This is a genomic window from Nocardioides sp. (assembly GCF_035481145.1).
Classification (GTDB): domain Bacteria; phylum Actinomycetota; class Actinomycetes; order Propionibacteriales; family Nocardioidaceae; genus Nocardioides.
Genome location: NZ_DATIHB010000044.1, coordinates 21,488 through 33,863, shown reverse-complemented (window position 1 = coordinate 33,863; position 12,376 = coordinate 21,488). Strand labels below are relative to the sequence as shown.

The window sequence follows — 12,376 nt, the reverse complement described above, 5'->3', positions numbered from 1 at the left end:
GACTCCCAGCCAGGAGATCTCGTGAACGTCGTCCACCAGCGCTACGTCGCCTACTCAGATGCGCACTACGCGGGCAACCTCGTCGACGGCGCCTTCAGCCTGAAGCTCTTCGGCGATGCCGGCACCCACCTCGCGATCGTCATGGACGGGCACGAGAGCCTCTTCGCCGGCTACAGCTCCGTCGAGTTCCTCGCCCCCGTCCGCGGCGGCGACGTCATCGAGACCGAGGCACGCCTCGCCGAGAAGGGCAACCGCAGCCGGACCATCGACTTCGAGCTGCGGATCATCGCCCGCTCCCTCGACGACTCCGGCCGAGCCGAGGTGCTCACCGACCCGGTGATCGCCACCCGCGCCCGCGGCACCGGCGTCGTCCCCACTCCCACGAACTGACGAGACCTCCGGGCTCACCCAGACCAACCGAGAAGGAAGTGCAGCTATGAACCAGACCATCGCGACGGAGACCGCCGACATCGTCGTCATCGGCGCCGGCCTCTCCGGCATCGGCGTCGCCAAGCACCTGGTGGACGCGTTCCCCGAGAAGGAGCTCCTGCTGCTCGAGGCCCGCGCATCGGTGGGCGGCACCTGGGACCTGTTCCGGTACCCGGGCATCCGCTCCGACGACTCGGTTCACACCTACGGCTATGACTTCAAGCCGTGGCTGCACAAGGAGGCCATCGCCGGGGGCCACCTGATCCGCGACTACATCAAGGACACGGTCGACGAGTTCGGTCTCGACAAGAGCCTTCGCCTGGGTCACAAGGTCACCGCTGCCGACTGGTCCAGCGAGGACGCGGAGTGGACCCTGCGGGTCACCGTCACCGACGAGTCGGGCAACGAGTCCGAGAAGGTCGTCCGGGCCAAGTTCGTCTTCAGCGGCACCGGCTACTACAACTACGACAAGGGCTTCGAGCCGACGTTCGAGGGTCGCGACGACTTCCAGGGCGACATCCTGCACCCGCAGCACTGGCCCGAGGACCTCGACTACAGCGGCAAGCGCGTGGTCATCATCGGCAGCGGCGCGACCGCCGTGACGATGCTGCCCGCGATGCTGACGGGCGAGGGCGCGGCCGGCCACGTGACGATGCTCCAGCGCACGCCGAGCTACGTCGCGTCGATGCCGCAGGTGGACAAGATCGCCCAGTTCCTGCTGAAGGTCTTCGGCAAGAAGCTCGGCTACCGGCTCACCCGGATCAAGAACATCTGGCGCGACCACTTCATCGTCTCCGTGCTGGTGAAGTTCCCGAACTTCGGACGCAAGCTGCTGCGCAGCATGACCGCCAAGGAGCTCCCGAAGGGCTTCGACGTCGACACGCACTTCGCGCCGCCGTACAGCCCGTGGGACCAGCGCCTCTGTGCGTGCCCCGACGGCGACTTCTTCAAGGCGATCCGCGACGGCGGCGCCGACGTGGTGACCGACCAGATCGAGCGCTTCACCGAGAAGGGCATCCAGCTGAAGTCCGGCAAGGAGCTCGAGGCTGACGTCATCGTCACCGCGACAGGCCTCCGGATTCAGATGCTCGGCGGCATCCAGCCGACCGTGGACGGCGCTCCGGTCAAGGTCTCCGACTCCGTGCTCTACCGCGGCTCGCTGATCTCCGGTGTGCCCAACTGGGCGATGATGCTCGGCTTCACGAAGGCCACCTGGACCCTACGCATCCGCAACGTCGCCCGTCTCGCGATCGAGGTGATCCGCGAGATGGACGCCAAGGGCTACGACATCGCGCTGCCCGTGGCACCGGAGGGCATGGACACGACGTCGCTCTTCGACCTCTCCGCCGGCTACATGCAGCGGGCGCAGGCAGATCTTCCGCGCCAGGGCACCAGCCTGCCCTGGCAGATGCACACGACCTACGTGAAGGACAACCGCCTCTTCAAGGGGAAGCTGCTCCACGACGACATCCAGTTCTCGAGCAAGAAGCCGGCCCCGCACCTGCGCAGTGTCGAGGCGGCGTCATGAGCGGCGAGCACTTCACCGTCGGTCAGCGCTTCCAGCGGGCGCTCCTGGTCTTCCTCAGTCGCCTTCCCGCGGGCGTGCAGCGCCTGCTGGCGAAGCCGCAGGTCAACAGCGCGGGCGAGACCATGGCACCCGACGTGGCCCTGCTGATGAAGCTCGGCGAGTCGGGCCCTGACTACAGCGACCTGCCGCCCGCCGAGGCCCGGGCCACCACCGAATGCGACCTCGCGCTCTTCGCCTCGCGGATCGAGCCGTGCGCCGTCGAGGAGGAGATCGTGGTCTCGGAGGAGGTCCAGCTCACCCGCTACAGCAACGGCACCCCGGAGCGTGGGCTGATCCTCTTCTTCCACGGTGGCGGCTTCGTGATCGGCAGCCGGGCCAGCTACACGGCTCCCGCGCGCATGCTCGCGCACGGAACCGGAGCCGATGTCGTCTCGGTCGAGTACCGCCTGGCGCCGGACGCGCCGTTCCCGGCCGCGCAGGATGACGCCGTCGTCGCCTGGCGCTACGTCGTCGCGCACGCCGCCGAGTGGGGCGTCGACCCCCACCGCATCGTCGTGGCTGGCGAGAGCGCGGGTGGCAACATCGCCGCCGTCCTGGCACAGCAGGTGCGGGGCGAGGAGGTGCAGCCAATGCTGCAGGTGCTGATCCAGCCGGTGACCGACCTCCTGGAGCATCGCCCCTCGCAGGACGAGTTCGCGAGCTCGCCTGCCCTCTCTGCGAAGCAGGTGGCGTGGTTCGTCCAGAACTACCTCCCCGAGGGGACCAACCCGGCGGACCCCCGGGTCTCGCCGTACCGGGCCTCGAGCCTGGCCGGGCTGCCTCCGGCCATCGTCAACCTGGCCGGGTTCGATCCGCTCCACGACGACGGTCTCGCCTACGCGACCGCCCTTCTCGAGGCCGGCGTGCCCGCTCAGGTGGACCGCGAACCCGGCCTGGTCCATGGCTACCTCTCTTACACCGCGGTCAGCCCGAGCTGCCGCAAGGCGACCGAGCGACTGGTCGCGAGCGTCTCCACCGCACTCGACACCCACACCACTCCCATCACGAAGGCAGGTTGAGCCATGCCCGCACCGCGCAAGAGCTCCCCACGCGAGGAGACCCACGAGGTCGTCGTCATCGGCGCCGGCATGGCGGGCCTGATGGCCGCGACCACGCTCGCCGACCGGGACGTGGTCGTCCTCGAGGCGAACGACCGGGCCGGCGGGCGCGTCGACACCGTTCGCCAGGGCGACTACTGGATCAACGTCGGCACCCAGTTCACCGAGGGCACCGGTCCGCTGATCGATGCCCTGCACCGCCACGAGGTCCCGCTCGGCACCCTCGAGGGCAAGTCCGTCGCACTCCACCTCGGGGGCAAGCAGGTGGACACGTCCAACCCGTTCGCCCTCATGTTGAAGTCCAAGATGACCTGCCGCGACCGCTTCGGCCTGGCCGTGGTCGGCACCCGGATCCTGGCCAACGTGCCCTTCCTCGAGATGAGCGAGACGAACCGCTGGGCCAATCGCGTCCGCGCGAAGCTCGACGCCCGGCGCGCGGACTTCGTGCTGAAAGGCGTCTCGTCGGACCTCACGCGGGAGATGGTCCGGTCCTGGTCCGGACAGTGGATGGGTTGCGAGCCCGAGGAGACCGCTGCGCGGCAGTTCGTCTTCTCCATGGGGATCCTGCTCACCGACCCCGAGAAGGTCCCGAACCTGACGCTGCCGCAGGGCGGCAACCAGACCCTGACCGACATCCTTGCCCAGGACCTCGGCGACAAGATCAGGCTCAGCTCGCCGGTGAACTCCGTGGAGTGGACCGCCGACGGAGTCGTCGTCGACTACCAGGACGCCGCCGGTCCTGCCCGGCTGCGGGCCCGGAAGGCGATCGTGGCGGTGCCGGCCGACGTCGCGGTCAAGATCATGCCCGGGCTGCCGCCGGCCTACCGGCAGGCCTTCGAGCAGATCCAGTACGGCCGCTACGTGGTGGTGGGCTTCTTCACGCACGAGGAAGGCAAGCCACAGCGCTGGGACGACTACCTCGCGGTCTCCACTCCGGGCCGCGCGTTCCAGGCGATCTTCAACCACGCTGCCGCCGTACGCCGGGGCCCGCGCAAGCCGGGCGGTGCGCTGGCCTGCTTCGCGGGCGGCGCTGAGGCCGACAGGCTCTTCGAGCTCACCGACGAGGAGATCGTCGCGCGGTTCACCGCGGACCTGCTCGCGGTCTACCCCGAGCTCGAGGGCAAGGTCGACGCCGGCATCCTGCGCCGGCACCCACGGGTCGTGCCGTTCTGGGGACCCGGCGGCCGCGCGTCGCTCGAAACCCTCAAGGCCAACCTGGGCCCCGTGCACCTGGCGGGTGACTACGCGCTCGACATGCCCTCGTTGGCCGACGCCGCGGCGTCGGGCGAGCAGGCCGCCCAGCGGGTGCGCGCGAGCCTCGGGGTCTGAGGCGACCCATGCAGCGACCCGGACTCGCGTTCGACGACCCCGACGTCGAACGCGAGTTCGTGGACGCCGACAACCGGGCCGCGGTCCCGCGGGTCCGCCTCTGCGCCCTGCTCGCCCTGGCGCTGAGCGTGCCGTTCGTGGCGCTTGACCTGACGACTCTCCACGGCGAACGTCCCCTGGTCGTCCTGCTCCTCGTCCTCAGCACGTGCTGCCTCGCGACCGTGCTCCCGGCGATGACCTGGTGGCCGGCAGCGCATCGGCACGTGCAGCTGGCCGCCGCCGGTGCGGTCACGGCGTACTCGTGGTGTGCCTCCGTCGGCGCAGCGGTGACCGGGGCTGCTCCCGACTACGCCGCCTTCACTGCCGTGCTGATGCTGCTGGGGGCGGTCGGCGTGGCCCGCGTGCGGTTTCGCACGGCGCTCCTCACCGCCGTCCTCACCGTGCCGCTCGCGCTCGGCGTCATGCTTCTCTCCTACGAGGTACCGGGCTACCAGCTGGCGTTCGAGGTGATGTGCTTCGCCGCCTTCGCCTTGCTCAACCTCGCGGTCGCCCTCTTCCTGGAGCAGTCGAAGCGGAGGATGTTCCTGGTGAACCGGGCCCTCGCCGCTGAGCGCCAGCGCTCCGAGGAACTGCTGCACAATGTCCTGCCTGCCGAGATCGTCTCCCGCCTCCACCACACCCCCGCGCCGATCGCCGACTCCTACGAACAGGCGACGGTCCTCTTCGCCGACATCGTCGGCTTCACACCGCTGTCGTCCTCGCTGCCGGCAGCCGAGGTGGTCCGCCTGCTCGACCGCCTCTTCAGCAGGTTCGACGACCTCTGCGCCTTCTGGGGCATGGAGAAGATCAAGACCATCGGCGATGCCTACATGGCGGTGGCCGGGGTCCCGACCCACAGTCGCGATCACGCGGCCCGCGCCGCAGGGCTCGCGCTGGACATGCAACGCGAAGCCGCGCTCCTCACCTCGTCGTGGCCCGGGGGTCTCGCGCTGCGGATCGGCATCAGCTCGGGGCCCGTGGTCGCCGGAGTCATCGGGCATCGCAAGTTCGCGTTCGATCTCTGGGGCGACACCGTCAACACGGCGAGTCGCCTCGAGGCACACGGGGTTCCCGGGCAGATCCATGTGGACGAGGCAGCGCACCGCCTGTTGGCCCACGGTCACGTGTTCAGCGGTCCGCACCGCACCGAGCTCAAGGGGAAGGGTGTCCAGAACACGTACTTCCTCCTGGCTCCGGCCCAGTCCGACCACCCCGGCGCGATCCCCCGACTGGCGTCCACGCCTTCCCATCCCACCTCGGAGCGTCGGCGTACGGCGCCTTGTCCTGAACCGGCAGACTGTCCCCCATGAGCGACGACAGCCTCTCGATCTTCGGTGAGAAGTCGGCCAACAAGGCCGCCCAGCAGGGAGACACGGAGCCCACGCAGGTCATCCCTGTGGTGAAGGCCGCTCCCGCCACCCACCAGCAGACCCCCCGGACCCCCGCCCCGGCCGCCGCCGCACGACCGGCCGCACTCCCCGCGCTCCCCGTCGTACGCCGCGGCTACGACGTCCCCGCGGTCGACGCGCTCCTGCGCCAGCTCGTCGGCGAGAAGGCCGGCCTGGGCAGCAGCCTGGGCGAGAGCGAGAAGCGCGTCATCGAGCTCGAGAAGCGGACCCAGGAGCTCGAGGCGAAGCTCTCCGAGAGCGAGACCCCGACGTACGCCAGCCTGGGTGGCCGCGCCAACGAGCTCCTCCGCCTCGCCGAGGAGGAGGCCGACGACATCCGCTCCGCCGCCCTGGCCGAGGCCGGCGACATCCGCTCGCAGGCGACCAAGGACGCCAAGGCGATCCGCGCCGAGGCGACCCGCGAGGCCGAGGACATGCGCGTCGTCCAGCTCAAGGAGCTCGACGAGCAGCGCGCCCGGATCCTCGCCGACGCCGAGCAGGAGCGCACCCTCGCCCGCAGCGAGGCCGCCGACCTGCGCGCCTCCGCCCAGCGCGAGTCCGACCAGCTCCGCCTCGCCGCCCAGCAGGAGACCGCCGAGCTGCGCACCTCGGCCCAGCGTGAGGCGGAGAAGGCGCGCGCCGCCGCTGACCGCGAGGTCCAGGAGGCCCGCCGGACGCTCGCCGTCGAGAAGGAGCGCCTTGCCAAGGAGGCCGCCGACCACCACGACAGCGCCCTGGCCGAGACCAACCGCCTGGTCAAGGAGGCCGAGGACCGCGCCAGCGCCGCCGAGAAGCGCGCCGGCGAGGCGATCGCCCAGTCCAACGCGCAGCGCCAGCAGGCGCAGGCCGAGGCCGACGCACTGCTGGTACGTGCCCGCCGCGAGGCCGAGCAGGTCGTCGCCTCCGCCCGCTCGCAGGCCGAGAACCTCACCGCCAACGGCCAGGCCGAGGCGGAGCGCGAGCTCACCGACCTGCGCAACGAGGTCTCGCGCCTCGGCAAGCGTCGCGACGCGATCGTCGCCCAGCTCGCCCAGCTCCGTGACGTGGTCGCCGGTTTCGGCGAGGAGTGACGTGACGGCTCCGGCGAAGCCCGTGCGCGGCCTGCTCGCGCACGGTCCGTTCTACCTCGGCTTCATCGGAGCCCTCGGAGCCCTCACGGCGTGGTGGCTCTTCGGCCTGCTGCTCTCGATCAGCTCGATCCTGGTCATGGTCGGCGTGGCGTTCTTCCTCGCCGCCGGACTCAACCCGCTCGTCGAGTGGGTGATGCGCCGCCGCATCCGCGACCGCAGGATCGGTCGCGGATGGGCGGTCGTCGCGGTGATCACGCTGGTCATCGTCGTGCTCGCCCTCTTCATCGCGGCGATCGCCCCGATCATCAGCGAGCAGATCGCGCTGATCACCCGCGAGGCTCCCGGCTGGCTCGACCAGCTCCAGCGCAACAAGCAGGTCCAGAAGTGGAACGCCGACTACGAGCTGATCGAGAAGGCGAAGGAGTACATCGCCGGCGGCGAGTTCACCAAGTCGCTCTTCGGCGGTGTGCTCGGCTTCAGCCTGGCGGTGCTCTCGGCGCTCGGCAGCACGTTCGTGGTCATCATCCTGACCCTCTACTTCCTCGCGTCCCTGCCGACGATCAAGGAGGCGCTCTACCGCCTCGCGCCCGCCTCGCGCCGCGCCCGCGTGACCGACCTCGGTGACCGGATCGTCCGCGGCGTCGGCGGCTACGTCTCCGGTGCCTTCCTCGTCTCGGTCTGTGCCGCCGTCAGCTCGCTGGTCTTCCTGCTCATCGTCGGCCTCGGCGAGTACGCCGTCGCGCTGAGCTTCGTCGTCGGCGTCCTGGCCCTGATCCCCATGGTCGGCTCGACGATCGCCATGGTCATCGTCTCGGCGATCGCCCTCACCGAGAGCTGGGTGACCGCGGTCATCTGCCTGGCCTTCTACCTGCTCTACCAGCAGTTCGAGAACTACGTGCTCTACCCGCAGGTGATGAAGAAGTCGGTCGACGTTCCGGGCTCGATCACCCTGATCGCGGCGCTGATCGGGGCCGCGTTGCTCGGCGTCATGGGCGCCCTGATGGCGGTGCCCGTCGCCGCCGCGATCCTGCTCATCGTGCGCGAGGTCATCGTCAAGCGGCAGGACGCCAGCTGACCGGCTGACCCGGACCGACCGCCTGACCGGGCTGACCGGTCTCATGCGACGAGGACGCGTCCGCCATCCGGATCGGGCTGCTCCAGCACCGTCTCCTCCGGCTCCCCCAGCTTGACCAGGACAACGCCGGCCAAGATCCCGAGTCCGCCGAGGACCTGGATCAGCTGCGGCGACTGCCCCAGCAGCAGCCACGCGGTGACCAGTGCTGCGAGCACCTCGAGCAGCGCCACGAAGGACGCCAGTCGCGAGCCGAGCAGGCGCGAGCCGTGGATGCCGGAGAGGTAGGCGACGGCGGTCGCCACCACCCCGACCAGGACCAGCGGCACCCAGAACGGCGCCTCCACCTCACGGAAGTGCACCGGCGCGGTGTTGCCGTGCATCTCGAGGAGGCCGGAGAGTCCGAGCAGTGCGAGGAGCGCAGCCCCGAGCAGCATGCCGGAGCCGGCGAGCGCCACCGGGGGCAGCGCCGCGGGCTGGGCGGAGGAGACGAAGTAGACCGCGCAGCCGACCATGGCGGTGAGTGCCCACAGGATGCCGACGGTGCTCACCTGGACACTGCCGGAGAAGACGTCGAGGACGAAGAGGAGCCCGACGATCGCGACCACGGCACCAGCCGCGGTCAGCCGCGTCGGTCGCTGGCCGTGGCGCAGCCAGAGCCAGCCGAGCACCAGCACGGGAGCGGTGTACTCGATGAGCAGCGCCACTGCGACGTCCATGTGGGCGACCGCGCTGTAGTAGCCGAACTGCGTGAAGGCGACCACCACCGCGCCGTACGTCGCCACGAGGCGCCCCTCGGTGCGGAGCAGCGACCACCGGCCCCGCAGCGCCTTGACGGTGACCGGGAGCAGGACCAGCGAGGCGATGGTGACCCGGCAGAGCACGACGGCGGCCGGGCTCCAGCCGGTGTCGAGCAGCGGACGCGCGAGTGTGCCCGAGAAGCCGAAGGTCGCTGCGGCCAGGAACGACCACAGCAGACCCAGCCGCATGTCGCGTCGCATGTCATGAGTCATTCCCCGCATGACATATGACGGTAGACCTGACGGTGTAACCTGTCAAAATGCTTTTTGCTCATGACACCGAGATGAACCTGCTGTCCGCGGTGGCCCTGGTCAACAGCCTGTACAGCAGCCCGCGCGACGTGGACACGATGGCGACGCCCGACGACCTCGACGTGTGGCTCAGGGAGCACAGCTACAGCTACGTGCCGGCCGCGACGCCCGCCCTCCTCGCCGAGATCCAGGCGATGCGCGAGCCGCTCCACGACCTCTTCACCGCGACCCGCGACGACGCCGTCGAGACCGTCAACGCGTGGCTCGCGGACGCGCAGGCACTCCCCCGGCTGGTCCGTCACGACCACCTCGACTGGCACATCCACGCCGAGCCGCCGGGCTCGAGCCTTCCCGTGCAACTGCGCGTCGAGACGGCGATGGCACTCATCGACGTCATCCGCTCCGACGAGATGCAGCGCTTCTCGACCTGCCAGGACGACAGCTGCGACGGCGTCGTCCTCGACCTCTCGCGCAACCGCTCGCGTCGCTACTGCTCGACCACCTGCGGCAACCGCGCGGCCGTCGCGGCGTACCGCGCTCGTCAGGCCTGACGGCCCGGGGTCAGCGTCAGTCGACGAAGCGGCGCAGCACCTCGCGGAAGACCTCGGGCTGCTCCGAGTGCACCCAGTGCCCCGCGCCCTTGATCATCACCTTCCGCACGCGCGGGAAGAGCGCCTCCATCGCCGGGGCGTACTCGTCCTTCACGTACGCCGACTCCGCGCCGCCCACCCACAGCACCGGGCCGGCGTACGGCGGAAGGCCGGCGATCGCCTCCGCCGGCCAGCCCGAGACCGTGCCGAGCTCGTCGCGGAGCAACTCCAGGTTGGGCTGCCAGCTCCACCCCTCGGGCGAGCGGCGGAGGTTCTGCAGCAGGAAGGCGCGCACGCCCGGGTCGGGCACGGCATCGCGGAGCGCCGCGTCGGCGTCCTCGCGGGAGGCGTCGGGCGCGAGGTCCATCCCCAGCATCGCGTCGATGTAGCCGCGGAAGCCCGAGCCGTTGGCATAGGCCACCGGCGCCATGTCGACCACCACGAGGCGCTCGACGAGGTCCGGGTGGCGCAGCGCGAGCACCATCGCCGCCTTCGCTCCCATCGAGTGGCCGACGAGCGCGACCGGGTCGGCAGGGTCAAGCAGCTCGGCCACCTGGTCCGCCATCGTCACGTAGTCGATCGAGTCGGTCCACTCCGAGCGCCCATGGTTGGGCATGTCCACGAGCAGCACCCGGTGCTGCTCGGCGAGCGCGCGGGCGTGCTGGGTCCAGTTGCGGCCCTGGCCGAAGAGGCCGTGGCAGAAGACGACCCGGCTGCCGGAGTCGCCGTACGACGTGGTGTGGAGGGTCACGGGCTGCAGTCTTCCACTCCACCCGTTAGCGTCAGGCCATGCCTCGCCTCACCGTCACCCAGGTCGCCGACGGCCTCCACCTCGCCAGCACCGGCCTGGTCAACTGGATCCTCGCCGAGGAGGACGGGCAGGTCACGCTCGTCGACGCGGGCTACCCCGGTGACGCGGCGCGGGTGCGCGAGTCGCTCGATCGCATCGGGCGCTCGCTCGACGACGTCGCCGCGGTCCTCGTGACCCACGCGCACGTCGACCACATCGGCGGCATCGAGTGGTGCGGGCTCGCGGCGCCGGTCTTCGCCGGGGCCGACGAGGTGCCCCACGCGAGGCGCGAGTTCCTGCAGCAGGCAGGCGAGATCGACGTCCTGCTCCGCGCGTGGAACCCCCGCGTGCTGCTCTGGTCGCTCCGCATCCTCGCCGTCGGCGCCACCCAGGACGTCGCCGTCCCCGAGGTCACTGCGTGCGCCACCGGCACCCCGCTCGACCTCCCGGGCCGGCCGGTCGCCGTGCCGACGCCCGGGCACACGAGCGGCCACACGGCGTACCACTTCGCGGGGGTGGGTGCCGTGGCCACCGGTGACGCGCTCGTCACCGGCCACCCCGTCACGGGCGTACGCCGCCCGCACCTGCTGCCGAGCTTCTTCAGCCACGACGAAGCGCAGGCGAGCCGGAGCCTCGACGAGCTCGCTGCTCTCGACGCGGGCATCGTGCTACCCGGCCACGGTGACGTGTGGACCGGGAGCCTGCGCGAGGCCGTGGAGCTCGCGCGGTCCTGAGCCCAGCAGCACGCCAGGCTGGCAAACCGCGCACAGGCCCCGTTTCACACGCCCAAGAATGGAACGAGGGCCGGGAAACCGCGCACAGGCGTGGTTTCCCGGCCCTCGTCAGGCCGTGGCTACTCAGGCCGAGTAGTCGTAGAAGCCCTTCTTGGTCTTGCGGCCGAGCTCGCCCGCCTCGACCTTGGCGACCAGCGTCGGGGCCGGCTCGAACTCCGGAGCCTCGGCGCCGAAGGTCTCGAAGAGCTCCTTCTCGATGGCGAGCGAGACGTCGTTGCCGACCAGGTCGAGCAGGGCGAACGGACCCATCGGGAAGCCGGCCTGCTCCTTGATCGCGGCGTCGATCTCCTCCATGGAGGCCTGGCCCGACTCGAGCAGCTTGACCGCGTCGTTGAGGTACGGGAAGAGCAGGCAGTTGACGATGAATCCCGAGCGGTCACCGCAGGAGACGGCGACCTTGCCGATCTTCTTGCAGAGCGCCAGGACGGTCTCGTTGACGTCGGCAGCGGTCGCCTCGGTGGTGACGACCTCGACCAGCTTGAGGATCGTGGCCGGGTTGAAGAAGTGCATGCCGATGACGGACTCGGGACGGCTGGTGGCCTCGCCGAGCTTCGTGATCGGCATCGACGAGGTCGTGGTCGCCAGGATCGCGCCCGGCTTGCAGATCCGGTCGAGGTCCTTGTAGAGCTCGGTCTTGATGGCGAGGTCCTCGGCGATGGCCTCGACCACGATGTCGACGTCCGCGAGCGCCTCGCGGTCGGTGGCGCCCGTCAGGCGACCCAGCGTGGCGGCCTTGTCGTCCTCGGAGAGGCGGCCCTTCTCGACGAGCTTGGAGAGGCCCTTGTCGATGAAGGCGACGACGCCGTCCAGCTTCTCCTGGCCGCGGCCGACGTAGACGACGTCGTAGCCGGCCTGGGCGAAGACCTGGATCATGCCGGAGGCCATGGTGCCGGTGCCCACGACACCGACCTTGTTGATGGCGATCTTGAACTCGGCCGGAGCCGCGTCAGCGGAACCCTCGGCCGGGGTGAAGAGGCCGCGCTCCTGCGCGACGGTCATCGGGCCCTTGGGGTAGCCGCAGCCGTAGATCATGCCGTTGTCGATGTCGACGGCGGAGGCGTAGCCGGCCTCGTGCATACGGATGGCGTGCTTGAGATACGGCAGGATCAGCGTGTCCGCGATCTGCTCGTTGGTCAGGTCGGTCATGCGCGCGATCCTGCCACGCCACGCGTACGCCGCGGGGGCGCTTCCGGTGCGT

At 70.2% G+C, this 12,376-nt stretch carries 12 protein-coding genes; 9 read left to right on the top strand and 3 right to left on the bottom strand.

Features of this window, described 5'->3' with window-relative positions; translation table 11 throughout:
• The first annotated feature begins 21 nt into the window (after window positions 1–21).
• From VLF38_RS03650 to VLF38_RS03620, 7 genes are read left to right on the top strand one after another with little or no spacing between them, the layout of a single operon-like run.
• Window positions 22–390 carry a hotdog fold domain-containing protein gene (locus VLF38_RS03650; protein ID WP_325269926.1) on the top strand — a complete coding sequence of 123 codons (369 nt, stop codon included), beginning with the start codon at window positions 22–24 and terminating at the stop codon, window positions 388–390.
• Between the two features lie 46 nt (window positions 391–436).
• Entirely contained in the window at window positions 437–1,957 is a 1,521-nt protein-coding gene (locus VLF38_RS03645; protein WP_325269925.1) for an NAD(P)/FAD-dependent oxidoreductase, read from the top strand.
• Window positions 1,954–3,015, top strand: coding sequence for an alpha/beta hydrolase (locus VLF38_RS03640; protein ID WP_325269924.1), 1,062 nt, complete (start codon window positions 1,954–1,956; stop codon window positions 3,013–3,015). The genes VLF38_RS03645 and VLF38_RS03640 overlap by 4 nt, the downstream gene beginning before the upstream one ends.
• Before the next feature lie 3 nt (window positions 3,016–3,018).
• Window positions 3,019–4,383: an NAD(P)/FAD-dependent oxidoreductase gene (locus VLF38_RS03635; protein WP_325269923.1), complete on the top strand. Its 1,365-nt coding sequence runs from the start codon at window positions 3,019–3,021 to the stop codon at window positions 4,381–4,383.
• 8 nt (window positions 4,384–4,391) lie between these two features.
• Entirely contained in the window at window positions 4,392–5,732 is a 1,341-nt protein-coding gene (locus VLF38_RS03630; protein WP_325269922.1) for an adenylate/guanylate cyclase domain-containing protein, read from the top strand.
• The gene (locus tag VLF38_RS03625) at window positions 5,729–6,880 is read left to right on the top strand and encodes a hypothetical protein (RefSeq protein ID WP_325269921.1); all 1,152 of its coding nucleotides are present in this window, start codon (window positions 5,729–5,731) and stop codon (window positions 6,878–6,880) included. Before VLF38_RS03630 ends, VLF38_RS03625 begins: the two co-directional genes overlap by 4 nt.
• A gap of 1 nt (window position 6,881) precedes the next feature.
• Window positions 6,882–7,955, top strand: a complete 1,074-nt coding sequence (locus tag VLF38_RS03620) for an AI-2E family transporter (RefSeq protein ID WP_325269920.1) — start codon at window positions 6,882–6,884, stop codon at window positions 7,953–7,955.
• 41 nt (window positions 7,956–7,996) lie between these two features.
• Here VLF38_RS03620 and VLF38_RS03615 read toward each other — a convergent pair whose 3' ends face one another.
• Complete coding sequence (locus tag VLF38_RS03615) at window positions 7,997–8,953, bottom strand: DMT family transporter (RefSeq protein WP_325269919.1); 957 nt, start codon at window positions 8,951–8,953, stop codon at window positions 7,997–7,999.
• A 59-nt stretch (window positions 8,954–9,012) separates the two neighbouring features.
• Between VLF38_RS03615 and VLF38_RS03610 the strand changes: the two genes are divergently transcribed.
• Window positions 9,013–9,555 (top strand): CGNR zinc finger domain-containing protein, encoded by a 543-nt coding sequence (locus VLF38_RS03610; RefSeq protein WP_325269918.1) that lies wholly within the window; start codon window positions 9,013–9,015, stop codon window positions 9,553–9,555.
• Between the two features lie 16 nt (window positions 9,556–9,571).
• On the opposite strand, the gene VLF38_RS03605 is transcribed toward VLF38_RS03610, so the two are convergent.
• Window positions 9,572–10,345 carry an alpha/beta fold hydrolase gene (locus VLF38_RS03605; RefSeq protein ID WP_325269917.1) on the bottom strand — a complete coding sequence of 258 codons (774 nt, stop codon included), beginning with the start codon at window positions 10,343–10,345 and terminating at the stop codon, window positions 9,572–9,574.
• 38 nt (window positions 10,346–10,383) lie between these two features.
• On the opposite strand from VLF38_RS03605, the gene VLF38_RS03600 reads away from it, so the two are divergent.
• Window positions 10,384–11,118, top strand: a complete 735-nt coding sequence (locus tag VLF38_RS03600; RefSeq protein WP_325269916.1) for an MBL fold metallo-hydrolase — start codon at window positions 10,384–10,386, stop codon at window positions 11,116–11,118.
• Window positions 11,119–11,241: 123 nt separating this feature from the next.
• Here the strand turns inward: VLF38_RS03600 and VLF38_RS03595 are convergent, their stop codons facing one another.
• The gene (locus VLF38_RS03595; RefSeq protein WP_325269915.1) at window positions 11,242–12,324 is read right to left on the bottom strand and encodes a 3-hydroxyacyl-CoA dehydrogenase family protein; all 1,083 of its coding nucleotides are present in this window, start codon (window positions 12,322–12,324) and stop codon (window positions 11,242–11,244) included.
• Window positions 12,325–12,376: the final 52 nt, after the last annotated feature.